Annotated in this window: 28 protein-coding genes and 1 other annotated feature; of the genes, 17 read left to right on the forward strand and 11 right to left on the reverse strand. The window is 37.1% G+C overall.

The features are described 5' to 3' along the window. The first annotated feature begins 13 nt into the window (after positions 1-13). The 10 genes from ID741_RS06200 (at position 14) to ID741_RS06245 (ending at position 7,890) form a co-directional block, all read left to right on the forward strand. Positions 14-1,456, forward strand: a complete 1,443-nt coding sequence (locus ID741_RS06200; RefSeq protein WP_218326420.1) for an FGGY-family carbohydrate kinase — start codon at positions 14-16, stop codon at positions 1,454-1,456. A gap of 60 nt (positions 1,457-1,516) precedes the next feature. Then, a complete protein-coding gene (locus ID741_RS06205; protein WP_438719429.1) occupies positions 1,517-2,629 on the forward strand; it encodes an ABC transporter ATP-binding protein in 1,113 nt (370 codons plus the stop codon). A 9-nt stretch (positions 2,630-2,638) separates the two neighbouring features. Beyond that, positions 2,639-3,265, forward strand: coding sequence for an ABC transporter permease (locus ID741_RS06210; protein WP_438719430.1), 627 nt, complete (start codon positions 2,639-2,641; stop codon positions 3,263-3,265). Continuing rightward, positions 3,266-4,177, forward strand: a complete 912-nt coding sequence (locus ID741_RS06215; protein ID WP_218326415.1) for an osmoprotectant ABC transporter substrate-binding protein — start codon at positions 3,266-3,268, stop codon at positions 4,175-4,177. Next, the gene (locus ID741_RS06220) at positions 4,174-4,791 is read left to right on the forward strand and encodes an ABC transporter permease (protein ID WP_218326414.1); all 618 of its coding nucleotides are present in this window, start codon (positions 4,174-4,176) and stop codon (positions 4,789-4,791) included. The genes ID741_RS06215 and ID741_RS06220 overlap by 4 nt, the downstream gene beginning before the upstream one ends. A 645-nt stretch (positions 4,792-5,436) precedes the next feature. Then, positions 5,437-5,655 (forward strand): hypothetical protein, encoded by a 219-nt coding sequence (locus ID741_RS06225; protein WP_438719431.1) that lies wholly within the window; start codon positions 5,437-5,439, stop codon positions 5,653-5,655. Positions 5,656-5,841: 186 nt separating this feature from the next. Continuing rightward, positions 5,842-6,015, forward strand: coding sequence for a hypothetical protein (locus ID741_RS06230; RefSeq protein WP_218326410.1), 174 nt, complete (start codon positions 5,842-5,844; stop codon positions 6,013-6,015). A gap of 42 nt (positions 6,016-6,057) precedes the next feature. Then, on the forward strand, positions 6,058-6,453 hold the full coding sequence (locus tag ID741_RS06235; RefSeq protein ID WP_218326408.1) for a BspA family leucine-rich repeat surface protein: 396 nt from the start codon (positions 6,058-6,060) through the stop codon (positions 6,451-6,453). A gap of 179 nt (positions 6,454-6,632) precedes the next feature. Then, entirely contained in the window at positions 6,633-7,151 is a 519-nt protein-coding gene (locus ID741_RS06240; RefSeq protein ID WP_218326407.1) for a hypothetical protein, read from the forward strand. Then, the gene (locus ID741_RS06245) at positions 7,102-7,890 is read left to right on the forward strand and encodes a hypothetical protein (protein WP_438719432.1); all 789 of its coding nucleotides are present in this window, start codon (positions 7,102-7,104) and stop codon (positions 7,888-7,890) included. Before ID741_RS06240 ends, ID741_RS06245 begins: the two co-directional genes overlap by 50 nt. Before the next feature lie 29 nt (positions 7,891-7,919). Here ID741_RS06245 and ID741_RS06250 read toward each other — a convergent pair whose 3' ends face one another. The 5 genes from ID741_RS06250 to mvk all read right to left on the reverse strand — a co-directional run bounded on the left by ID741_RS06250 (position 7,920) and on the right by mvk (position 13,484). Continuing rightward, the gene (locus tag ID741_RS06250) at positions 7,920-9,266 is read right to left on the reverse strand and encodes an MFS transporter (RefSeq protein ID WP_438719433.1); all 1,347 of its coding nucleotides are present in this window, start codon (positions 9,264-9,266) and stop codon (positions 7,920-7,922) included. 170 nt (positions 9,267-9,436) lie between these two features. Beyond that, positions 9,437-10,480, reverse strand: coding sequence for a type 2 isopentenyl-diphosphate Delta-isomerase (fni, locus tag ID741_RS06255; RefSeq protein WP_218326403.1), 1,044 nt, complete (start codon positions 10,478-10,480; stop codon positions 9,437-9,439). A gap of 1 nt (position 10,481) precedes the next feature. Continuing rightward, positions 10,482-11,555: a phosphomevalonate kinase gene (locus ID741_RS06260; protein ID WP_218326402.1), complete on the reverse strand. Its 1,074-nt coding sequence runs from the start codon at positions 11,553-11,555 to the stop codon at positions 10,482-10,484. Next, positions 11,552-12,547 (reverse strand): diphosphomevalonate decarboxylase, encoded by a 996-nt coding sequence (gene mvaD / locus ID741_RS06265; RefSeq protein WP_218326401.1) that lies wholly within the window; start codon positions 12,545-12,547, stop codon positions 11,552-11,554. The genes ID741_RS06260 and mvaD overlap by 4 nt, the downstream gene beginning before the upstream one ends. Then, the gene (gene mvk, locus ID741_RS06270; RefSeq protein ID WP_218326400.1) at positions 12,540-13,484 is read right to left on the reverse strand and encodes a mevalonate kinase; all 945 of its coding nucleotides are present in this window, start codon (positions 13,482-13,484) and stop codon (positions 12,540-12,542) included. The genes mvaD and mvk overlap by 8 nt, the downstream gene beginning before the upstream one ends. A gap of 278 nt (positions 13,485-13,762) precedes the next feature. Between mvk and ID741_RS06275 the strand changes: the two genes are divergently transcribed. Beyond that, positions 13,763-14,428 carry a deoxynucleoside kinase gene (locus tag ID741_RS06275; protein WP_218326399.1) on the forward strand — a complete coding sequence of 222 codons (666 nt, stop codon included), beginning with the start codon at positions 13,763-13,765 and terminating at the stop codon, positions 14,426-14,428. 51 nt (positions 14,429-14,479) lie between these two features. On the opposite strand, the gene ID741_RS06280 is transcribed toward ID741_RS06275, so the two are convergent. From ID741_RS06280 to ID741_RS06290, 3 genes are all read right to left on the reverse strand, one after another. Then, positions 14,480-15,181, reverse strand: coding sequence for a YoaK family protein (locus tag ID741_RS06280; protein ID WP_218326397.1), 702 nt, complete (start codon positions 15,179-15,181; stop codon positions 14,480-14,482). A gap of 82 nt (positions 15,182-15,263) precedes the next feature. Further along, positions 15,264-16,517 carry a cupin domain-containing protein gene (locus ID741_RS06285; protein ID WP_218326395.1) on the reverse strand — a complete coding sequence of 418 codons (1,254 nt, stop codon included), beginning with the start codon at positions 16,515-16,517 and terminating at the stop codon, positions 15,264-15,266. Positions 16,518-16,536: 19 nt separating this feature from the next. Next, positions 16,537-17,877 carry an FAD-dependent oxidoreductase gene (locus ID741_RS06290; protein WP_218326394.1) on the reverse strand — a complete coding sequence of 447 codons (1,341 nt, stop codon included), beginning with the start codon at positions 17,875-17,877 and terminating at the stop codon, positions 16,537-16,539. A gap of 378 nt (positions 17,878-18,255) precedes the next feature. Between ID741_RS06290 and ID741_RS06295 the strand changes: the two genes are divergently transcribed. Genes ID741_RS06295 through ID741_RS06305 form a run of 3 tightly spaced genes read left to right on the forward strand, consistent with a single transcriptional unit; the run spans position 18,256 to position 20,705 of the window. Continuing rightward, positions 18,256-19,188 carry a PLP-dependent cysteine synthase family protein gene (locus ID741_RS06295; protein ID WP_218326392.1) on the forward strand — a complete coding sequence of 311 codons (933 nt, stop codon included), beginning with the start codon at positions 18,256-18,258 and terminating at the stop codon, positions 19,186-19,188. A 54-nt stretch (positions 19,189-19,242) separates the two neighbouring features. Then, the gene (locus tag ID741_RS06300) at positions 19,243-19,797 is read left to right on the forward strand and encodes a hypothetical protein (protein WP_218326391.1); all 555 of its coding nucleotides are present in this window, start codon (positions 19,243-19,245) and stop codon (positions 19,795-19,797) included. 2 nt (positions 19,798-19,799) lie between these two features. Then, a complete protein-coding gene (locus tag ID741_RS06305; protein WP_218326390.1) occupies positions 19,800-20,705 on the forward strand; it encodes a magnesium transporter CorA family protein in 906 nt (301 codons plus the stop codon). Between the two features lie 101 nt (positions 20,706-20,806). Here the strand turns inward: ID741_RS06305 and ID741_RS06310 are convergent, their stop codons facing one another. Continuing rightward, positions 20,807-21,616: a Cof-type HAD-IIB family hydrolase gene (locus ID741_RS06310; RefSeq protein ID WP_438719434.1), complete on the reverse strand. Its 810-nt coding sequence runs from the start codon at positions 21,614-21,616 to the stop codon at positions 20,807-20,809. Between the two features lie 107 nt (positions 21,617-21,723). Beyond that, positions 21,724-21,851, forward strand: a sequence feature (ribosomal protein L20 leader region). Positions 21,852-21,873: 22 nt separating this feature from the next. Between ID741_RS06310 and infC the strand changes: the two genes are divergently transcribed. From infC to rplT, 3 genes are read left to right on the forward strand one after another with little or no spacing between them, the layout of a single operon-like run. Next, the gene (gene infC / locus ID741_RS06315) at positions 21,874-22,398 is read left to right on the forward strand and encodes a translation initiation factor IF-3 (RefSeq protein ID WP_218326388.1); all 525 of its coding nucleotides are present in this window, start codon (positions 21,874-21,876) and stop codon (positions 22,396-22,398) included. Positions 22,399-22,434: 36 nt separating this feature from the next. Next, complete coding sequence (rpmI, locus tag ID741_RS06320) at positions 22,435-22,635, forward strand: 50S ribosomal protein L35 (RefSeq protein ID WP_010747119.1); 201 nt, start codon at positions 22,435-22,437, stop codon at positions 22,633-22,635. A 39-nt stretch (positions 22,636-22,674) separates the two neighbouring features. Then, entirely contained in the window at positions 22,675-23,034 is a 360-nt protein-coding gene (rplT, locus tag ID741_RS06325; protein WP_010747118.1) for a 50S ribosomal protein L20, read from the forward strand. Between the two features lie 36 nt (positions 23,035-23,070). Here rplT and ID741_RS06330 read toward each other — a convergent pair whose 3' ends face one another. Both ID741_RS06330 and ID741_RS06335 read right to left on the reverse strand, forming a co-directional pair. After that, the gene (locus ID741_RS06330) at positions 23,071-24,276 is read right to left on the reverse strand and encodes a tyrosine-type recombinase/integrase (protein WP_049220599.1); all 1,206 of its coding nucleotides are present in this window, start codon (positions 24,274-24,276) and stop codon (positions 23,071-23,073) included. 39 nt (positions 24,277-24,315) lie between these two features. Further along, a complete protein-coding gene (locus tag ID741_RS06335) occupies positions 24,316-24,876 on the reverse strand; it encodes a helix-turn-helix domain-containing protein (RefSeq protein WP_053089560.1) in 561 nt (186 codons plus the stop codon). Positions 24,877-24,966 lie beyond the last annotated feature (90 nt).

Consider the following 24,966-nt stretch of genomic DNA (forward strand, 5'->3'; position numbering starts at 1 on the left):
AAGGAGAACTTTGATGGGAAAAAAATATATTGTAGGTATTGATGGTGGGAGCCAAAGTACAAAAATTGTTGTTTTTGACTTAGAAGGAAATATCATTGCTGAAGGGAGAGAAAATCTACGACCAATGCACCTGGATGATGGCGGTGTCGTTGAACATCCTGGTGATGATTTGTGGGATTCCCTTTGTATTGCGGCAAAAAAAGCCATGGGGCAATTTGGTATTCGGAAAAATGATATTATTGGGATTGGCTTAGGTTCGATTCGTTGTTGTCGGGTACTTTTGAAAAAAGATGGCTCATTAGCACAACCGGTGATTAGTTGGATGGATAAGCGAACAGCTACTCCTTATACTAGAGATAATCCAGAAGTTCAGTATGTAACCTCTACAAATGGTTATTTAACCCACCGCTTAACCGGTGAATTTAAGGATAATATTGGTAATCACTTTGGTCAGTGGCCAGTGGATTACGAAACCTGGGATTGGTCAACTGACGAAAAAGTCTTAGAACAATTCAATTTATCCCGAGATATGTTATTTGATGTTGTTAAACCAGGCGATATTTTAGGTCATATTACTGAAGAAGCCAGTCAAAAAACGGGATTTCCCGTAGGACTTCCGTTAGTTGCGACTACTAGTGATAAAGCAGTGGAAGGTTTAGGGGCTGGATTAATCCATGATTACTCAGCTTTTGTTTCTTTAGGAACTTATATTAGTAGCATGGTCACCGGAAAAGATATGCCAAAAGATTCCACAAATTATTGGGGCATTATGTCTTCAATCCCAGAGAAATACGCCTATGAAGGTTACGGCATCAGACGTGGTATGTGGACAGTTTCTTGGTTTAAAGATTTATTAGGTGAAAAAATTAGTATTCGAGGAAATTATCAAGATATTTCTGAAGAAGAATATTTGAATGAACAAGCACAAAATGTCCCTGCTGGTAGTGATGGCTTAATGACTGTATTGGATTGGCTAGCTAATCCTTGGGAACCTTATAAACGGGGGATGATGATTGGTTTTAATGCCCATCATGATTATCGCTACATGTATCGTTCAATTTTAGAAGGCATTACTTATACAATGAAAAATAATGTGACTAATATGACCAATGAACTTGGTAAGGAAATTAAAGAAGTCATCGTAACTGGTGGCGGTTCAAATAGTGATTTGTTAATGCAAATCTTCGCTGATGTTTTCAATCTGCCAGTAAAAAGAAATGTTGTTAATGGAAGTGCCAGTGTTGGAGCAGCCATTAATACCGCAGTTGGCCTAGGTGTCTATAAATCATATGAAGAAGCCGTTGATAAGATGGTAAAGGTGAAAGATGTATTTACTCCTAAAGCTGATAATGTTGCGATCTATCGCCGGCTAAATGAAGAAGTGTATCAACAAATAGCTACGCATATTGATCCAGTTTTAATGAAGTCTTACGAAATTTTACACCCAGAGAATTAGCAAAAAAAGCCGTTGAAATACACGGCTTTTTAGAGTTTTAACTAAAGTGAGGGAAGACAGATGATTGAATTTACTGAGATAACAAAAAATTATGGCCCTTCAGCAGTTGCCGTCGAGAGACTAAATTTAAAGATTGAAGACCACCAATTTATCTGCGTGATCGGGACAAGTGGCAGTGGTAAAACGACATTATTACGGATGATTAACCGTATGATTGAACCTTCAAGTGGTGATATTGAAATAAATGGCCAATCAATTAACGATCTCGATGGTGATACATTAAGAAGAAAAATAGGTTATGTTATTCAAAATATTGGTCTATTTCCCCACATGACAATTAAAGAAAATATCATGATTGTGCCTAAGCTGTTGAAATGGTCAGAAGAAAAAAAATCCGGTATCGCTGAAAGATTAATTAAGAAGGTGGAACTCCCTCAAGATTATCTGGATCGTAAACCAGCAAATTTATCTGGTGGTCAACAACAAAGAATTGGCGTAATTCGTGCACTAGCGGCAGATCAAGATATTATTTTAATGGACGAACCTTTTGGCGCATTGGATCCAATTACCCGTGACGCTTTGCAGGAAATGATTAAACGCCTACAGCAAGAAATGGGAAAAACAATTGTTTTTGTCACCCATGATATGGATGAAGCGATTAAATTAGCTGACAAAATTATTATTATGGATCATGGCAAGGTCATTCAATATGATACCGCTGATGAAATTTTACGTAATCCTGCCAACGATTTCGTGGAAGAATTGATTGGAAAACGTAAGAAGAACAAACATATCGACAATCAAATTTTTGTTCAAGATTTAATGGAAACTGAGATTGCTAGTATCTCCTTAAGTAAGACGTTAGTTGAGGCGGTTAATCTGATGACTGAAAAAAAAGTGGACTCACTTTTAGTTGTTGATGAAAGTAATCGTTTAAAAGGTTTTATTGATATTAATGATGTCGATTGTGGATTAGATGACTCAGTCAATATTTATGAAATTATGCAGACAGAAACTGCCAGTGTAAATCAGAAGGAAAAAGTGGTTGATGTCATCGATCCATTATTAAATATGGAATTAAAATACTTGCCAGTTGTGAATGATGACAATCACTTAGTGGGAATTATCACACGTTCGTCGTTGGTTTCATTGATTTACAAAGAGTTGAAGTAGGTGAATAATATGATTAATTTTTGGAATCAATATGGTGCGGAAATTCTTTTTAAACTTTGGGAGCATCTGTATATTTCTTTTGCGGCAATTTTTTTAGGGATTGTTGTGGCTGTTCCATTAGGAGCTGGATTAACGAGACTAAAAAAAGGCTCAAACACGATTATTAATATTGTTGGATTTTTTCAAACGATTCCTTCGATGGCGTTGCTGTCGATTATGTTACCGATTTTTGGGATTGGGAAAGTACCAGCAATTATTGCCCTTTTTCTATACTCACTATTGCCTATTTTAAGAAATACATATGTCGGGATTCAATCAGTTGATGCTATTTATTTAGATGCGGCAAAAGGGATGGGGATGTCAAAATGGCAGCAACTTTTTCAAATAGAATTTCTATTAGCAGCTAGTGTCATCATTTCAGGTATCAAGGTTTCTGCTGTTTATGTTATTTCTTGGACAACCTTGGCAGCTTACATCGGGGCTGGTGGCTTAGGAGATTTTATATTTAATGGCCTTACCTTATATCGCATTGATTTGATTATGATGGGAACTATCCCAATTACTTTGTTGGCCTTATTAACAGATGCTGTACTTAGGTTTATTGAGTCACGAGTTACTGTGGGACGGGGTGAGTAGATGAGAAAGAAAATAATTGTTTTAACCATATTTTTTTGTACCTTTCTTGTTTTTGTGGGCTCAACTTTTTCTAAGAAAAATGACACGATTACGGTTTCTGGCGGAGTTACTTCAGAATCACAGATTTTAGGAAATATCGTGGTGCAACTATTAGAACACTACACGGATAAGAAAATTGTTTTTTTCAATAACCTAGGCTCCGCAAATATGATGCAAGCAGCCATGGAGCGAGGAGATTTAGATATTGCTTCTCCACGTTATACTGGAACCGATTTAGTGGGGACTTTAAAACTCGCGCCAGAAAAAGAGCCTGATAAAGCTTTAAAAATCGTTCAAGAAGAGTTTCAAAAACGTTATAATTTTGATTGGTTTCCTAGTTACGGCTTCTCCAATCAATTCACCTTTATGGTGACAAAAGAAACTGCCGAAAAGTATCATTTGAAAAATGTCAGTGATCTAAAACAATATGCAGCTGAATTAACTTTAGGAACCGACCAAACTTGGTATAAACGAGAGGGAGACGGCTATCAAGCCTTTACTGAAGAGTATGGCATGAAATTTCAGCGGGTCTTTCCGATGCAAGTAGGTTTATTGTACGATGCACTGGTAGCAAATGAATTAAATGTCATCCTGGGTTATTCTACCGATGGACGTGTAGGTAGTTATGAATTGGTGATGCTAGAAGATGATCGCCAATTTTTCCCACCCTATACTTGTAGTTTAGTGGCTAGCGATAAAATTTTAAAAGAAAATCCTGGATTAAAGGAAATTTTGAAGAAGTTAGATGGAACCATTGATACAGAAATGATGCAGAAAATGAATGATGCTTCAGATACTGAATTATTAGAACCAGCCTTAATTGCACGTCAGTTTCTAGAAAAAAATAATTATTTTGAGGAGGATAGCAGATGATTGATGGATTAATAAATTATCTCAGTGACAACTCTTCTTATATCATTAGTCAATTATTTACTCACTTATATATTTCGATTGTTAGTGTTGTTCTAACATTCTTAATTGGGTTTCCGATTGGTATTTTTCTTTCAGATAATAAAAAAATCGCGGGTATTGTTATAGGAATCATTAATGTTATTCAAACAATTCCCTCAATCGGTATGTTGACTATCTTGTTAATTCTATTAGGATTGGGCAAAAATACAGTAATTGCCACCGTAATCCTGTACTCCCTCCTACCAATTGTCAGCAATACTTATGTTGGTCTAAATAATGTGGACCCGACGTATGTTGATAGCGCCAAGGGAGTAGGTATGAGCCGCTTCCAAATTTTACTGATGGTAAAGATTCCGTTAGCCTTACCAGTTATTTTGGCCGGTGTCAGAAATGCTTTAGTGATTGCTGTCGGTATCACTACAATTGGTTCATTTGTCGGAGCTGGTGGCTTGGGAGATATTATTTTAAGAGGGATAAATATTACCGAAGGCGGACCGATAATCCTAGTAGGCGCTATATTATGCGCATTTGTTGCTTTATTTTTGGATCGTCTGTTTGCTTGGATCATCAAGTAAAAAGCTGAACTTCTTGAAAACCATAAAATGAACCTCAAATCAAAGACATTTAATGAAAAACCATGTAGAAATATGAAAAGATATGTTTGATGCATCAGAAGTAATAACATGACGCTAAACCTGTACTGAGATAAAGAGTGCAGTTTTTTTCGGATTAGCTTGCAAAATAGTTAGGATTAAGCGCAGCATATGGTTGATTTTGTCTATCGATTGTTGGTGATTTTCATCATTTGGTAGTCTACATAAATTAACAGGTTTATAAGCAATCTGCTAAAACTCTACCAGGTGTTAGTATTCATTAGATAGTATACCGTAAGTACTGATAAAAATTCTTGGCTGATTTCAGAAGGTTGAATAGTAGAAGGTACTAGCTTTTACGGAAAATAAATGAATCAAGCAGGTTTTGAAGTAGAAAAACTTTGAGACCTGCTTTTTTATGTTTGAAATCTTAAGAAATCCACCCGTTTTTGGTGGGTTAGATCGTTGAAGGACACCAGCTGCTGAAAAAGTCTATCTGCTTAGTTAGTTTCTTTGTGCTATTGGAATTATTAGTCTTAAAATTAAAGAAATAATCAATTTCAAATTATTTTTTAGTGGATAAAAATAATGTTTTTTGGAATTGTGCTTATTTGAAGGAGTGAAAAAATGAAAACGGAACAAAAATTTAAGCGGATAAAATGGAATAAGCAACTGATTAGCATAATGACAGGGATATTATTAGTAGTACAACTCGGCTTAGGCAGCTTGCCAGTCTTGGCAGAAACTCATCAGGAAAGCACAGATGAGACCCAAGTGCTGGAAAATTCGTTACTGGCAGCTGATGAAATTTTGGAAGAAGCCAACTGTGTCGAAAAAAACCGCTGAAGTAAAAGAAGTTGTACCAACTGTCGCAGCTCAGGTAGATAGTTTCGGTACCAAGAAGAAAATATTTTTACATGGGACACTTTAGGACCAGTAGCAACAATAACTGGGCTTTTATCAGGTGCTGTACTTGAAGAAAAAGATATCAGGATTCCGGCAGAATATGGTAGTAAACCAGAGAAAATAAACTTGGCAGAAGTTTTTGGCGATCATCTAACTGCAAGTTCTAACTTATGGAAATTAAAAAGCTTCACGATTGAAAACTCTGCTGAGAAAACACCTGTTAAAATTTTAGATGATGATCTGACGGAGTTGTTTGGCCGGTATGACAATGGTGGTGGAAGTGGAAGACCAATTATTTAATCGATTGATTTTGGGAATGTAAATATTGAGAATGTGAAGAGTATGGCGAGACTTTTTTTTGGTTGTTCAAATTTGAAGATGATTAATTTGATCGGGGTAGACACTAAAAATGTCATAAATATGCGTGATATGTTTTACAATGTCAGCAGTTTAGAAAGTTTAAATCTTAGCAATTTCAACACAGCCAAAGTGATAAATATGTATTATATGTTTTCCGGAACCAGCAGCCTAGAAAGTCTAGATTTAAGTAATTTTAAAACAGGTAATGTGCTAGATATGTATTATATGTTTTCCGAAGTCAGCAGTCTAAAAAGTCTAGACCTTAGTAATTTCAAAACAGTCAAAGTGACAAATATGTCTGGTATGTTTAACGGAGTTAGCGCCCTTACCGAATTAAAACTTTCTAGCAATTTCAAATTTAAAGCTCACCTAACCTAAGGACACCAGACGGTACACAAAGATGGATCAATGATACTGAAATATTTGATTATGATACTGCTTTAACCACTTATCATAATGGGCTAACATCTGAGACACCAACAGTGACGTATCAAGTGCTAGATAACCCAGTAAAAATTACTTTTGATGTAAATCAAGGAGAGTAGGATTTTGACCCTGTGGAAGCTATTATCATCAATGGAAGTGAGGGACTAGCAGATCCAAAACTAGTTACCAATAATGGTAATTATGTGCCAACAGGATGGACATATAACAAGGGTGATGGCGATAAAGAAATGGTATTTGGCACAACGATCTTCACTAAAAGTGCGACATTTAAAGTGAAGGATTGGCGCAAACGAAATTATACTGTGATTCGTTATAGCGATGGTAATAAGACAGAGTTACAAGAAAATACGAAAGATTTTGATGAAGAATTACAACTTTCTGGGAATTTTGAAAAAGCTGGCTACACTTTGAGTAGCTGGAAAGATACTGATGGGAAAATTTATCCAATGAATGGACTTTTTTCTGCCGATGGAGTATCTGATGGCGCAACTATCGAACTATTTGCCCAGTGGAAACGTAAGCCTGTCACATTAACCAAAAATAAACTCATAGTATCTTTACCAACCGATAGCTCTTATGATGGACAAAGCCGTTCGGCAAGTGACGGATCCTATCACGATAGCAGCTGAATTAGTTATGGCAATCGCCAATGCGACAGGTGGGACTGAAAGTGATCTTGTGGAGATTATTTTTTGGGATACGATTACTTTAGATAATCCGATTGTCATATCGAAAAGTACGAGTCATGTTTTACTAAAATCCCAGAATAGCAGTACTATTATTAGTCGAAACGCTGAAAATACACAAGAAATTTTTTCGGTAAATGATGATGCCGGCTTAACTTTGGAAAGTATAACGGTGGATGGTGGAAATAATTACACAGTCGAATATGTTTCAGGAAGTTTGACGGTAAATCCAACGACAAATCCAGACCCAGATCCGAATCCCAGTGATCCAGACCGTCTGCCACTTTATCGAGTATATAATAAAAATGATGGGGAACATCTATACACGCTGAGTCGACCAGAAGCACAAGGTCTGATTAATCTAGGTTGGCAAGACGAAGGCATCGGTTGGTATGGTGGGGAAACAACAGGCATTGCAGCTTATCGTCTTTACAACCCGAATTCTGGGGAACATTTTTACACTTTAGATAGAGCCGAATATGATTCGGTGGGACAAGCAGGTTGGAATAAAGAAGGGATTGCTTTTTACGCTGCAGAGAATACTGAGATTCCCATCCATCGCTTGTTCAATCCAAATGCACGAGATGCAGGATCCCATCACTATACTTTGAGTCTAGCGGAGAATGCGCATTTGATTCGTGAGGGATGGCGCTCTGAAGGTGTTGGATTTTTCGGGAAATAAATACGGCTTTAACGAAAACACGTCTCTGCTTATAAAAGAGGAGACGTGTTTTTTCGATAGGTTTGTACAAAAAATAGAAAACCTAGTGCGAGGACAATAAAGAGTAGAATAAAGCCGTTTCTACTCCCAAATACCTCTGGCGTAGCAATGTTTTTTGGTACAGCAATAAATAGATGAGCGACCACGGTGGTGGATACTGCACCGGAAAATTGTTGTAAAGTATTTAAAATACTATTGCCGTCATCTTGTTGGTAGTCGTCTAATTGTGTTAGTGCTAAGGCCATGACATTGCTGACAGCCAAACCAAGTCCTACCATATAAAGAATCGTTAAACCTAGAAATAATGGGATATTATTTTGACCGATCAAAAAGATGAGCAGAAATAGGGCTAATGAAGATAAGAAAAAGCCACTGGCAATTGGTTTAAATGGACCAATTTTGTCCAGTAATATTCCAGCAATCGGTGCAACGACCGCTACTGTAATCGCACCAGGAAACATAAATAGACCAGCTTCTGTAGCAGTTTGCTGCAAACCTAATTGTAAAAAGTTAGGAAAGATAAATGAAATACCCAATGAAGCCGCTTGAAAAGCCAACGATCCATACATGAAATAGAAAAATTTCTTATTTTTAAAAATCGATAAATCCAGTAGATGATTCTGACGGTTAAAATAATAGAAGGTTAGTAAGCTGGCAATCGCTAATATCAACCAGAGCAGTGAAACTCGTTGGATGGCAATCAAGAGACTGGCCAAACCAACAGCTAAACCTAGGAAACTTTTTAAATTGAATTTTTCGTGCTTGCTGACTTTTTCCATCGACATCGCATAATAGCCTAAAACAAAGGAAAGAATAACTAATGGAATCAACAAAAGAAAAATCATACGCCAGCCAAAACTAGTTGCAATTATACCGCCGTAAGTTGGTCCAACTGCTGGAGCTAACGATGTTGTCATGGTGGCTAGTCCAATCAGTGTGCCACGTTTGTTTTTAGGTGCTTTCGTTAACACAATGTGATACATCAAAGGCATGGCGATCCCAGTTCCAGTTCCTTGGAAGATCCGTCCTAGTACTAAAACACCAAAACTAGGAGCAAGAAAACAAGTAATGACCCCTAATAAAAAGAGTAAATTCGCCGTAATAAATAATTTCTTCACCGCAAAGTTTCTCATTAAAAAGGCAGAAACAGGTACAGTAATGGCGAGAGCTAACAAGTTACTGGTGGTAATCCATTGTACAGTTGTTGTGTTAATCCGGAATAAACGCATCAAGGTGGGAAAGGTGACATTCATTGAAGTTTCGATTAACACCCCGACAGAACTCATAATTGCAGTGGCGATCACGGCTGGTAATAGCCGCCATTTTTTTGTTTCCATAATAAACTCCTAACTAAACTAAAAATCAGCAAAAAAAAGCTGATATAACAGGGAAAATGACTATTAAATAATTAGTCTTTTCTGTTCTTTGGCTGTTATCTTAGCTTGGTTTTAGTTCGGGGTCAATCAATTTGATTACAAAAAAAGTCAACGAAATAGGTTCGTTGACTTTAGCGTTGCGCGTATTGTTTTAAATCAATTCCTCGCAGCTCGGCCCATTCTCTTGGCTGACCGGAAATAATCACTGGACTTTTAATTAAATCAGCTGTTTTTTCACAGTTGGTTAAGACATATAAGTGTTTCAACTCATTTTTCCAACTTTCGATCATGGCGATGGTTTCATCGACCCCTTTTGACATTAATTTGTCTAAAAATGTCGCTGAGATACCGACAGATTGGGCGCCAAGGGTCAGAGCTTTAAAGATGTCAAAGGCATTGCGAATGCCGCCAGATGCTAGAATATGTCCATCGTGAGAAAAACTTTTGGCTTCTAGTAGGGAGATCACAGTGGATTGTCCCCAATTGTCTAAATAATCAAATTCTCTTTTTTTGCGGCGGGTGTTTTCAATCTGTGTAAAACTGGTACCACCATTGCCAGAGACGTCAATATTTTTAGCACCTAAGGCTAATAATTGCTGAATCGTTTCACGGGTCATACCAAAACCAACTTCTTTAATAATAATTGGTTTTTTGATAGTGGTAAGAATTTCTTTTAGATTGTCTTGCCAATCACTAAAATCCCAATCACCCTCCGGCATGACAATTTCTTGTGGCACATTTAGATGGACTTGTAGACCGTCTGCTTGCATCATGTCGATGACTTTTTCAGCATCTTGGGCATTTCGACCTGCACCAACATTGGTTAGTAAGAGTCCATCAGGGTTTTCTTTGCGGACCACCGAGTAGGAATCAGCTACGGCTGGATCTCTTAAAGCAGCAGAAGCTGAGCCAGTCGCCATCATTAAGCCGGTTTCTCTAGCAATAATAGCCAAATTTTGATTGATCTCTTTGGTTTTTGGACTACCACCGGTCATAGCATTAATGTAAAAAGGAAAGTCTAAATGGAAGCCAGAAAATTCAGTCGAAAGATCAACATTTTCCAATTTAGCTGAAACCAATGATTGGTGAACAAAAGAGACTGCGTCAAAATCATTATTTGTTTTTGTGTGGTAAAAAGCTTTCGCTAAGGATACGTGTTGGTCTTTTCGATTCATCTTATTCTCCTAAATGATAGACATGTAACGGTAACGGTGTGATGCCAGCTTTTTCCCAAGCACTCATTAAGGGTAAAATACCGGCTTTTTTATCGACAATCACGATGCCGCAATCACCGCCGCCAGCACCAGAAGATTTAGCTGCACCATGATATTTTTCAGCTAAGTCGCAGAGCTTTTTCAGTTCTTCTGTTTCGATCACAACGTTACTAATCGTAGTTAATTGGGCTAATAATCTTCGGTTTTCCCGAATTTTTTCTTGAACAGCTTCGATATCACCTTGTTGGAAGTTTTCAATCATGGCAGTCACACAAGCGTTGCTGTCTTTTAGAAATTGTTGATAGGCATTTTCTTTTTCTTCCCGGGACTGATGAACTTGATCGACCAAGTCAGAAGTTGAAGCAGGAGAGCCAGTCCAACCAATCAATAAGCGCAAATCTTCCGGTGCTTCTAACGGCTCGATCCGCAAGCAAGGCCAGTCGCTGGCAATTAGATCCGTAATTTTTTGCTGTTTCAAACGTTCTAAGACCCAATCATGATCAAAGGTTGAGAAGGCTAACCAACCACCATAAACGCTAGCGGCAATATCACCACAGGAACCATTTCCTTGAACGTTTAAGTGAGCCAATGTGGCTAACTTGAATAATTCTAAGTTAGATAATTGTAAATCATAAAATGCATCTAAGGCTTTAACAGTGGAAACTGTCACGGCACCACTAGATCCTAGACCATATTTTCGTCCATTGGAATTATCCAACTCGCTAATCACTTTCAAATCAAAGAAGGCTAGTTGTTTGCCTTTTTCTAGGGCATATTTTTCGGTAAAGTGAATCGCCGCTAAAATATAATGGAAGGGATTGTCTCGAATATCTAAAACTAGTTCGCCTTTACGACGAGTCCAACGAATCGGCATATCACTATATTGGGCAGATTGAATAGAACCACTTTTTTTAGCGGCCTCAATTGTAACAGTGATAAATTGATCGATTGCTACAATAATCGCCGGGTGACCTGGTTCCACTACAGCATATTCACCAGCTATGTAAAGTTTTCCTGGTGCAGAAACTTCAATCATGGGTTCACGTCTTCTTTCGTTAAAATTTCAATTCCTGGCCCTGCATGGGCGACAACTAATTGTTTTTCTGGAAATTTTTCTTTTAAGGTCGCGATTAATTGTTCTTCATTTTTTCTCTCCAGTAAAATTTTTACATTTGGTCCAGCATCCATGGTTGAATAACAAGCAAAGCCTTCAGCTCTTAACTGTTGGACAAATTGCATGATGCGCAAACTTTCAGATGACCAATAAGTAAAAGGTGGATTTGCTGCTAAAGTAGTGCCATGCATTTTTAAAGAACTGGCTTCGGTCACTTCACCGAGGGCGGTAAAATCTTTTTCATGGATGGCTTTTTTAGCTTTGGCTAAATCATGAGGGACTGAATCCAACCAACCTTGATAAAAGGCTGAAGTTTCAACTGTTCTTTGCATGCCATCACGACTAGAAACGGCTTTTTCTTGGTCGTCAACAATCATAAAAAGCATTGTTAATTCATTCTCCCAATGATCAGAGGCAATCGGAACAGCATAAGAAGTTTGATCATCTGTGCCTTGCAGCCATTCAGCAAAACCGCCATAAATACTGCGACTGGCTGAACCAGATCCGCGTCTTGCTAGTCGAGACAATTCTTGGCTAGACAAATTTAAATTTAAAGCTGCACTGGTAGCGCCAGCTAAAGCAGCCAAGCCACTAGCAGAAGAAGCTAAGCCAGCAGCTGTAGGTACGAAGTTTTGACTTTTGATTGTTGCAAACTGTTTTACTTGGTGTTTATCTCGTAAAACATCTAAAAAATTACTGATCTTTGCGGTTGCTTTTTGATCTTGTAACTTTTCATCTAAATAAAACTGATCAGCTGGGAAATCATCTGAAAAAGTCACCGTTGTTTCAGTGTAAAAAGCATCTAATGTTAGCGATAGACTATTATTCATTGGCAGGACCAAAGCTTGATCTTTTTTCCCCCAATATTTTATCAGGGCAATATTCGTATAAGCGCGAGCTGTTCCACTAGACATGGGCATAGGCTCCTAATCCTTCTACCCAAGTATTATTGGCACCGGCAGAAAGTAATGTTTCTTGTAAACGATGGGCACTTACCTCATCTTGCGCCAGCGCGATCATACAGCCACCGCGACCGCCGCCAGTTAATTTTGCTCCTAACGCACCATGGGTCAATGCCGTTTCAATCAAATGGTCTAAGGCTTGATTACTTGTTCCTAAAGTTGTTAAAACATGCTGTGCTTGATTCATATAATCTCCTAAACGTTCTGGAGAATTAGTTAAAATGGCTTGTCGGGCTTGTTTAGTTAGTGAACCTAGTTTATGAATATGCGTGCCGATTTTTTTAGGCATTTTTTCCATTAAAGTTGCAACATCTTTGACAGCTTTACGGGTTTGTCCTTTGATACCAGTATCGGCTACAACTAAATAAGCATCCATGTTTAACTCAAATGGTTCGATCCCGATTCTTTTTTGATAAAGAATAGGTGATACGCCGCTGATAGTGGTAGCGTCGATCCCACTAGGATTACCATGAGCAATTTTTTCAGCTTGATTAACAAAATATAAGACATTTGCTTGTGTTGCCGGGATGTCTAACAAATCGAAAAATGCCCGGGTAATTGATACTGCCACAGCGGCACTTGAGCCCATCCCACGTTCTGCTGGTACAGTGCTATCTATTTTTAAATAAAAAGGTTGTTGGATTTTAAATTGTTTGATCATTTGCCAAATAAGCACTTTGACACTGTTCATGCTGTCAGGTGCTTGACCGATTGGTCCGGTAAAAAAGCTGGACTCAATCCAAGACTCGTTTACGGGATGAAAAGAGATAGTAGTTTGAATACCAGTCCCACTAAAAGGTAAAGCAATGGCTGGTTCCCCATAAACGACTGAATGCTCACCCATTAAAATTATTTTTCCACTGGCATAGCCGTGACCATTTTTTTTCATAATCATTCTCCTAGAAAATTGGCAAAGCTGCTTACCAATTATTTATGTTGAGAAGTCCTCTCAATAAATGCAATCTATCCTATTTTACTCATAGTTTGCGAACAAGTAAATGAAAGCTTCTTATAGAAGTAGTAAACTGAAAAATTTTTTAAACATTTCCTTAAAATATTGTAACAATTTTATTGATTGTTAAAAATTGACACCACTAAATGTTGGGGGTATATTAGATAAGTTGAAAGAAGAGACACTATATTTTGTATGAAACGAGTTGGAGGTTCATGAGTGTGATAGTATTAGCTGGAACGATTGGTGCAGGGAAATCAAGCTTAACGGAAATGGTTTCAAAACATTTAGGGACAGATGCATTTTACGAATCAGTCGATGATAATGAAGTCTTGCCATTATTTTATGCCAATCCTGAACAATATGCCTTTTTGTTACAAATTTACTTTTTAAATAAACGATTTGATATGATAAAAAAAGCGATGCAAGCAGATCATAATGTTTTGGATCGTTCGATTTACGAAGATTCTTTATTATTCCATCTAAATGCCGATCTTGGTCGGGCAACAGATACGGAAGTAAAAGTGTATGATGAGCTATTGAAAAATATGATGGAAGAATTGCCTTTTGCTGCCTACAAAAAGCATCCTGATTTGATGGTTCATATCAAAGTTTCCTTTGAAACAATGTTAGACCGCATCGAAAAACGGGGACGGGAATATGAACAATTAAGTTTTGACCCGACTTTATATGATTACTACCAAGAATTAAATAAACGTTATGACCAATGGTTTGATAATTACAATGAAAGTCCAAAAATTCAAATTGATGGTGATGCACTTAATTTTGTCGAAAGTAAAGAAGCCGAAAAAATGGTTTTAAAAATGATTGATCAAAAATTAGCCGAAATTGAAAGTGCTGAATGGGCAAAAGAAGCATAAAAAAGTCGTTGAAATTCATTTTAGAATTTCAACGACTTTTTGTTTGAATTATTATGCAGCTGGATTTAATTTTAGTTTGTCGTTACTTTTCTTTTCTAAATGCTTACCTTCAAGGTAAATGAGCGCAAAGATAATAATCGGGAACCACAAAGCTTTGTTACCAAAATTAGAGGTTAATAATGTACCTAGCCAACCACCAAAACCGAACCCTAATAAAATTAGAGAATATAAAGCTGATTTTTGGAAGGCCCCAGCTTGTTTAAAGAAGCCCTTCATAAGATAACTAAAAGCATTTTGAACAACTAATGTCACGGCAACATTACCATAAACTAAATCTTGACCAAATTTATGGAACGCATTGCCTTGCATACCAGATATGAAGGAAATGATTATACAAATTGTCATAGTCGATAAATTGCTTGTTGTGATATTTAATGATAGTAAAAATAAGATAATAATTTCAATAATTAAAACTTTAAAAGACCAGTCTTTGGAATCTTCTCTTTGGATAACTGCTGTAATCGCTGCGCCAATTCCAAAAGCTAGAATAGTTGCTGCAACTGTAAAGAAATGCGACCAGTTTTTAGTTGCTAATGTTTGTCCTAATAAGATAATGTTCCCAGATTGAACAGTACTAAAGACTTTTCCAATAAAGTACGTATAGCCATCCATACCACCAGCTGCTACCGCAAGTAAGAATGCAATAATAGGGAAAGACATGTAAGGTTCGTTATTGTGTATATCGTTATTCATTTTGTTGATGTCCTTTCTTTGTCAAAAATATTTACGCTGACCTTAGTTACTAAAGCCAGCGTAACAAAATGAGCCACTTTTTTTAAAAGACGTCTTTGGCGTTTAAGCCGTTGCTATCTTCTGATTCGAAAGGATTGTTGCTGGTATGTTTTTTGACCTCTTGATTAATTTTATCTTGATCAAACCAAATAACTGGGCTTGGTGTTTCTTCTTGTGGCAAGCTTTCGACAAACTCTTTGGTTAAGTTCAAATGATCAGCCACGATTTGTGAAGGTGTAGTAGCTATCCATTTGTTTAGAGAAATATCTGAGTACTCAGGAATTTTAAAGACTTCTACAAAGATTAATTTTTCAGTTCCGGTATTTTGAACATAATGTCCAGCAACTGTTGGGACATAACCAACATCACCAGCACGATAGTCATAAGTTCTAGCTAATCCATTTGAATTGAAGACGGTCATCCGAGCTTCTCCTTGAATATAATATTGCCATTCAGCGCCTTTTGGATGCCAATGTAATTCCCGCATTGCACCAGGTTCTACTTCAACAATGGCTGCTGAAATTGTTTGAGCAGCTGGGAAAACTTTTGAATCGACAATCCAAACTCTTCCAGCTTCAGATTCAATTGGTTTTAATGAATCCATATGGAAAGTTAATGGTAGTGGTGTTTCGCCATTGTTGTTAGGACGTTTAACTTCTTCAATTGGTTTTGGCACTTCGGCTTTGAAAATATATTTTTCTTTTTTAGGTAAGCTTTCCAACTCAGAAACTTTCTTTTTAAAGTTTGCTGCTACGACTTCTGGTGGAGTATGAGCCAACCAATCAGTAATAAGCATCGTATTATTTTCAGAAAAATCTGGTTCGCTGAAGATAAGTAAAAATTCAGTTCCTTGATCTAGCCCTTGAATAGAGTGAGCCACACCTGCTTCAAAGTTCCAGATGTCACCAGCTTTTACGTCATCGATAAAAGATTTACCATTTTCATCAATGGCAGTTACGCGGGCATTTCCGTAAAGCATTAAACCCCATTCTGCTTCTTTATGCCAATGCATTTCCCGATAAACACCAGGTGCTAAGTTCATATCAACGCCGGCAACTTGATCAGATGCTGGAATTTCACGGTTCGTAATTTCTCTGGCCCAACCACCATCTTCTAGACGGTTACGAACATCATCGTAGCTAAAGCGCATATTTGGTAAAGTACCGTGGTCAGTTGCTGGAGGAGTTAAAAAATCTGGTCCTTCAATGTCACGCATGGTATCGTGTGGGCCACGATTGTAATAACCTTTGCCATCTGATTTACGAATTGGTTGTGGTGCATTTTCTTCATTGTTCATAGTAAAACACTCCTTTTTTTTAGAAAATTTTAGAAAAATCGCTTGCTAAGGAAGGATAAGCTAAGATCGTTTCCCGCAATTCCTGCTTGGTCATTTTCATTTTTAATAACAAGGTAAAATAATTAATGAATAAATCGGCTTCATTGCTTAAACTAGTGACACCGACAATTTGTTGGTCCGCCTTACGGATCACAATTTTTGCTTTGGCAATTGGTTCATTACTGCGATGATAGTTTAACCAGTGATGCATATCGATTTCTTCAATTGAATAAATGTTTGGTTCCTTTAAAGCATCATTTACAAAGACGCCTGTTTGAGCAATTTTTGGATTACTAAAAACCGACATGGAGGCTATAGGATATTCGATCGGTTGTATTTTTTCACTAAGAATCAAATCAGCAACATAATTGCCTTGAAACTCTGCATAATTTGTTAGTTTTGGTGCGGTTGAATCATTGGAATCGCCAATGGCATAAACATTTGGATTAGTGGATTGTAAATATTCATTGACCGCGACTCCGTGAGGACCATAGGTGATACCAGCTTTTTCTAATGCTAAATTTTCAACATTAGGTATCCGACCAGCCACACAATAAATGACATTGGTTTCAAAAGTTAAGCCTTCTTCGGTAGTTACTTTAAATAAATCATCTTTTAGCTTCTCAACTTTTTTAATCGTATTGTCAAAATGATAATCTACACCACGCTGTCTTAGCTGATCGATTAAATCACCCACCAGCTCTTGGTCAAATGCTGCAAGAGCCCGATGATTATGCTGTAGTACATGAACTTGATCACCAATAACACTGGCAATATTAGTAATGGCAAAAGCGATAATACCGGCACCAATAATCGTGATGGAAGAAGGAAGGCTTTCTGCATTTAGAAAATGAGAACTGTACTGTAGATATTCTTTACCCTCAATCTCTAACTCTCGTGGTCTAGCGCCTGTAGCCAAAATGATTTTTTCACCATGATAATCAACACCGTCCACGGTTACAGTAGTCGCATCCTTGAACTTGGCGCCACCATAGATGGTGGTGATTCCTCGTTCTGCTAAATCTTGTTGAATCACCTTTGAGGTGTCTGCGATTTGTTTGTTTTTGAACGCCATTAGTTGTTGCCAATTAATTTCTGGGACTGTATCAAATCCCTTGCCTAAATGACCTTCGACAGCTTGTTTGGTTTCAACGGCAGATAATAAATATTTCTTTGGGGTACTGCCGTGATTTGGCGTAGTGCCACCCCATTGATAAAATTCGATGATTGCTACGGATAAGTTTTTTTCTCGCAATCTTTTGGCAGTAGTTAGACCTGCGATACCACTACCAATAACTAATACATCAAAATAATTTTTCATTACGACCTCCAATCTAGCTTTAGTTCTAACAACAAGTCCAGTATAATCCTTTAAAAAAAAAACACTAAACGAAAACCATTTTAATTAAAAGCTATTATATTTTTGAATTATATTAAACTTTTAAAAGCTATTTCAAAGAAAAATTGTGCGGCTTCTTTCATTGACTTTAAAAATGATAAATGCTAATTTTTATTCGAGGAGTGAGGTGCAACATGGCAAATAGGCAATTATTAACGACAGTCTGTTGGACTATGGTACGCAAAAAGTAGCATAGTTATTTATCATGTCTGTTACCCACATTCGAAGTAAAAGGTAGTTTTTACTAGCGGTGCTGATGGATAAGTCAGCACCCTTTTTGTTTAATAAAGGAGGAATAAAATGATTGTCAATCAAGTAGAGCAATTAATTGGGAATACACCGCTGTTTGAATTTGCTGCGGAAGATTTTGGTGGCTATTACGGTACGAAGATATATGCTAAATTAGAATACTTGAATCCTGGCGGTAGTATTAAAGACCGCTTGGGAGAATATTTACTAAAAGCAGCAATGAAAGCTGGAAAAGTTCAGTCTGGCACGACTATTATTGAACCAACTGCTGGAAATACGGGTATCGGTTTAGCATTAGCCGCCGTTCCATTAGGGCTGAAAGTCATGGTGGTGGTTCCTGAAAAATTTAGCCTTGAAAAACAACAATTAATGACTGCTTTAGGAGCAAAAATAGTCCATACAAAAACAGAGGATGGCATTATTGGTGCGATTGCTAAAGCACAGGAATTAGCAAAAGAGATCAAAAATAGTTACATCCCGCTACAATTTGAAAATTTTGATAATCCGGCAGCATATTATCAAACACTAGGCCCAGAAATTTTTTCAGAATTGGCTGGTGAGCTGACTAGTTTTGTAGCTGGTATCGGCAGCGGTGGTAGTTTTGCTGGAACGGGAAAATTTTTGCAAGAAAATAGTATGAATCTCCGGTTAATCGGGGTAGAACCAGAAGGCTCGATCCTAAATGGTGGACCAGCTGGCAGTCATGAGATTGAAGGTATCGGTGTGGAATTTGTGCCGCCATTTTTAGCAGAACTTCCCGTCAATGAAATTTATACAATCAGCGACTTAACGGGTTTTACTTATACAAGAATGTTAGCTAAAAATTATGGATTATTGGTAGGTAGCTCTAGTGGTGCAGCGCTGGCAGCCGCGATTGAAGAAAGTAAAAAATTACCAGCTGGCAGTAAAATCGTGACTATTTTTCCAGATGCAGGTGACCGCTATTTATCAAAAAATATTTATAGTCCAACTTTATTTGATTAATTTTTTAATAGAAATTGGTATAATTAATGATGAAGAGAAAAGGGGTGGGAAATTTTGGGTCAAACAATTTTAATTGTCATCATGATGTTATTTTTTATTCGCGAACAAACAAGACTATCAAAAGTCTCCCGCTGGCAATTTTTCATCTTACCATTGTTTTCTGCTTACTTATTTTTCAATCACTTAACTACGACTATTCACTTAGGTGCGTTTTTAGGCATTGCGGTAATAAGTCTGATGATTGGCTTTTATCAAAGTCGCAGTTTAGTGGTGCGAATAGTTAATGAAAACAGATATTTTTTTGTGATCGATGGTAGAGAAAGTCCGATGTATCAGAAAAATCTTTATAGTAAGAGTGGTCGAACATATTTGATCGGTTGGCTGCTAGCATTTGCTTTTCAAATAGTTATAGCAATCTATTTTCACGGATTCAATCGTGGTTTCTTTTATGAATTGGCTGATGTTTTCAGCTTAACTGGGACAAAAGCTGTTTGGTATGCTTGGGAGATTTATTTTGTCTCAAGTTTCAGTTATTTATTGTTTGCTATTAGTAAATCTAAACGTTTAAAAAATGCCCTATTGAAAATTAATCAAGAAGTTGGAGAATAATGATGGAAGTCAAACAAACATTTAATGCCGAAAAATGTTCTTGGATCAATATCGATACAACTAAAGCCCATGAAGTTGAAAATCTAAAAAAAGATTTGTCGATTAGTAATGAGATGTTGAATTATTCATTGGATAAAAATGAACGGGCGCGAGTGGAGTATGACGCTGAAGATGAAGCGCTGTTGGTGGTTTTCAATGTGCCGCATTTAACAAAAACTGATAATCATTACGAGACAAGTCCGATGTCGTTTATTATGAAGGACAGTTATTTTATTACCTTTGTTAATGAGCGAACTGATTATGTAGAAAAGATCATTGAGGACTTATTGAAAAAAGATAGTCAGCAAACTACGGCCAGCTTGTTATTTCATAGTTTATTTATGATTTCCGATAATTATTTTCCATTAATCGATGAAGTCAACAATCAAAGAGTGGCTCTAAATAAAAAGTTACGCCAAAAAACCACTAACAAAAACTTGTTAGAAATGTCCGACTTAGAAATTGGTTTGGTGTATTTAGTAACTGCGACCCGGCAAAATACAGTTTTACTAGAACAAGTCAAAGCCCAAACGATTTACCAAGCTTTCAATGCCCAAGAAAAAGAAGAGTTAGATGATGTATTAATCGAAGCGCGCCAAGCGGTGGAAATGACTCGCTTAGCTAGTGACATTTTAGATCAATTGTCTGGAACCTACAATAATTTGTTAAACAATAATTTGAATGACACGATGAAAATATTGACTATTTGGTCTTTACTACTAACGATTCCTACTATTGTAAGTGGTTTTTTCGGAATGAATATGCCGCTGCCGTTTGAAAATTCAGAAGCTGGTTGGATAATTTCACTAGTGATCAGCTTAGCGTTGTCAGCATGGTTGATTATTTTATTGTGGCGCAGAATTAAATAAAACAGCACGTTTTTCGGCGATTATGTACCGATTCCCCAAAGTTTAGACCAAAAATCTAATGTTTTGGGGGTCACTACATTTTCCGAAAATGTGCTGTTTTTTTATAGAATAAATTTTTCAATCATTTCAGCAATCGCACTTTGATTGTGGTCTGCCGTGGTAGTAAATGTTGCTAATTTTTTAACTTCAGGAACTGCGTTAGCGACTGCTACACCTAAGGCTGCAGTTTCCAGCATACTCAAATCATTGATATTGTCACCAATCGCAATGGTTTGATCCAAAGGGACGTCTAAATGCTGCGCTAATTTTTTCAGCGCCGCTCCTTTGGTTACACCAAGAGGATTAAATTCCATGTAACGATTTGAAGAATAACTAATGTCTAGTTGTGCTTTTAAATCTGCCGGAATAAGCTTTTCTAGTGATCGTAAATAAGTAACATCACTATTTTGAAAAATTATCTTGTAACAGGTTTGATTTTTTAAATTCGAAATATCAGGTGCCGCTAAAAGATGGTGCTGGGGACTATTGTTGTAGAAGTCCAGCATTTCACTAGCATTATAAATATACGACATCTCAAAAGTATTAACATGGATAGCCACATTTAAATCTTTGCCGATCTCAAATAAAGCTTGAATCATTTGAAAATCCATTGACGTTGAATCAAGTAATTTGGCCCCATAATTTTCCATGATGATGCCACCGTTGAATCCGATCATGTAATGTTCCTTTTGGTTTAAAGCTTGCAATTCAGTTAGAGTAGGTTCAATAGAACGATAACCCCGACCGGTTGTAGGGACGAAATAGACACCTTTTTCTTTTGCAGCAGCAATGGCTTGTCGATTTCTTTCAGAGACTTGTCGCTGGCTATTTAATAAAGTTTCATCGAGGTCACAAGTAATTAAACGATGCATAGTTGAGCTCCTTTAGTCGATTGGATAAATTTATTATAGCAGAAACAGAGAAGTCTTTTAGGTCTTGACATAAAGGTTAATACCCTGTATAATTGAAAAAGTTGAGAAAATGAAAGCAGAAGCACCCGCTTCTCGCCTTACGCGAAAACATCGCTGGGCTAGATAGGAAGTCTTATTCTTAGGAGTAAGTACGACTATGTGCGGGTTCGTAAAGAACTCGTTTTTTTTCGCTTTCTCTCAAAAAAATTCGGAGGTGAATGACCATAGCAAAGGATATGATGGTAAACGACGGCATTCGTGCAAGAGAAGTACGATTGATTGATCAAGATGGCGAACAATTAGGTGTAAAATCTAAAGTTGAAGCTTTACAAATTGCTGAAAAAGCAAATCTTGATGTAGTTCTAGTCGCTCCTGGCGCAAAACCACCAGTAGCAAGAATTATGGATTACGGAAAGTACCGCTTCGAACAACAGAAAAAAGACCGTGAATCACGTAAGAAACAAAAAGTGATTAACACAAAAGAAGTTCGTTTAAGTCCAACAATCGATATTAATGATTTTAATACAAAACTTCGTAATGCTCGTAAGTTCTTAGAAAAAGGTGACAAAGTGAAAGCTTCGATCCGTTTCAAAGGCCGCGCCATTACCCACAAAGATATTGGTCAAAAAGTTCTTGATCGCTTAGCTGAAGAAACAACTGACATTGCGACAGTTGAGCAAAAAGCGAAGATGGATGGACGTAGCATGTTCTTAGTGCTGGCACCGAAAGAGAAAAAAGACTAGCAAGTCACGAAAAGATTTTGAGGAGGAAAATTAGTCATGCCAAAACAAAAAACACACCGCGGTTTAGCAAAACGCGTAAAACGTACTGGTAAAGGCGGTTTGAAACGTTTCCGCGCGTTTACAAGTCACCGTTTCCACGGAAAAACTAAAAAACAACGCCGTCAATTACGTAAAGCAAGCATGGTATCAAAAGGCGATTACAAACGTATCCGCCAACAACTTGCTCGCATGAAGTAAAACTAAAAATCAAGATGAACTATTTAGGAGGAAATCAACATGGCACGTGTTAAAGGTGGAACAGTAACTCGTAAACGTCGTAAAAAGACTTTAAAATTAGCTAAAGGTTACTACGGTTCTAAACACACTCTATTTAAAACAGCTAAAGAACAAGTAATGAATTCATACAACTACGCATATCGCGATCGTCGTCAAAAGAAACGCGACTTCCGTAAATTATGGATTGCACGTATCAACGCTGCAGCTCGTATGAATGGCTTAAGCTACTCAAAATTAATGCATGGCTTAAAAGTTGCCGGTATTGAAATCAACCGCAAAATGTTAGCTGATTTAGCAGTTAACGATGCAGCTGCTTTCACAGCACTAGCTGACCAAGCAAAAGATTCATTAGCTAAATAAGCTTATAAACGTTGATTTAACAACGTTAAAACCCGCTCATTCGAGCGGGTTTTTTGTTTGACCCAAAGTTTGACCCACACGCTTACCATTTGCCATAAAATCATCAAAGAGTGAGGCTGTTTCATCTTTTCCTTCTTGTGTAACATGGATATAGGTATTCATTGTTGTCTTAATATTGGTATGTCTTAATCGATCTTGTGCTTGCTTCATATCCGCACCTGCCTCAAAAAGTAACGAGGCATGGGTATGACGAAATCCATGAACCGTAATTTTTTTTATGTTTGGATGATGATGGTAAAAAACTTGTAACCAAGTAAGTGGCGTCCTTGAGTACAAAAGGGAATTTTCTTCGTCTTGACTAAAAACTAGTTGTTCGGTAGAAGCAATATGACCGAATCTTTTCAAGATACTATTCTGTTGAGCGCGCCATTCTTTTAAAGTGTTAATGACAGTATCATCAATGCTAATAGTACCGTTGCTTGCTTTTGTTTTTGGTCGTTGAATTATGCGAGCACCATTTTTACCAGCAGCCAATGTTTTATTGATTGTAATTGTTTTTCTATTAAAATCAATATCTCGCCAAGTGAGTGCTAATGCTTCACCTTTACGCAATCCAGTGAAACCCAAAAGTAAAAAGAAGGCGTAGCGTTTAGGTTGATCAAGCTTCTTGTACGCCGCTAAAAAGGCCAATAATTCTTCTCTTGAATAGAAATTCTTCTTTGCTCTTTCGTCATCAAACACTACTGGAATAATGATACGATCCAAAGGATTTTTTTTAATTTCATCAAGTGTTTCAGCATATTTGAAGACCATCCCAGCGTAATTTAAATATCGTTTGAATCGTTTTGGATGCTCACGTGACCAATTATTCGCCAATTTTTGACAAAATGTGACAGAAACATTATCGATTTTTAGATTTCCCAAAGCGGGTAAAATATGCTTTTCAAAAGGGATGAGTGTATTCCAGTAAGTGCTTTCCTTTACTCGGTTTTTATATACTAGTTTATACCATTCATCAAAAACCTCTTGATAAGTTCGCTTCCTCTTTTCAGGTGAAAAACCATTTTCTTCGAAATCAATTTCTAATTTAGCTAATGCGATTTTTGCTTCTTTCAAAGTTGAAAAACCTCGCCGAGTTGTTTCTTTCCGCTTTTTAGTGACAGGATCTATACCTAAATATTTTTTGAACATATAAGAAGTTGTGCCATCTTTTTTCTTGTATTTTTTGATTTGTGTTGCCATTTCAAATTGCTCCTCCCAACGTGGGGCGCTGAAAAAAGCTTATTTCAAATAGAAAATCCCATCATATGTGGAATTTCCATTCATAGTAAACACAGGAATGGGTTCCTGTTTATCAGTTAATGAATAGGGGATATTTTCAATTGCTGAACGCGCAACTAATTGCAGAAATATCGGTTCTAAATCGTAAATATTGAATTCTTGTTCGTTCTTTTTAATATCTTTTATTTTGATATTGATTGCTAATGCTGAATTGTTACTAAGATGTGGAATTTTTTCTAGGATTTCTAATTGTCCATCCAAATTAGCATCAAATGAATCACTAACTACACGCGATTTATAAGAAAAATGAGTTTTATCTTCTTGACCAACGGCTACATCAAGCAAAGTGAATTCCTCCTGTCCCCCAAACTTCAGCAATTCAGATGATGAGAGATCAAATATACTTGCGATTTTCTTTAACATATCGATGTTCGGTTCACGATTTCCATACTCCCAATTCGAGTATGCTCCTCCAGAAACGCCGATTTTTCTTGCCATATCAGCTTTTGATAATCCTTTGGATTCTCTAAGATTTTTCAGTCTTGTTGATAAATCCGACATGATACCACCTCCTCATAAATTTATTATACAATAATCCTACGAAAAAAACTATTCGAAATGAATAGAAAAGTGTTGACTATTCATTTCGAA

This window comes from Enterococcus sp. AZ103 (genome assembly GCF_051714685.1).
Classification (GTDB): Bacteria; Bacillota; Bacilli; order Lactobacillales; family Enterococcaceae; genus Enterococcus_A; species Enterococcus_A alishanensis.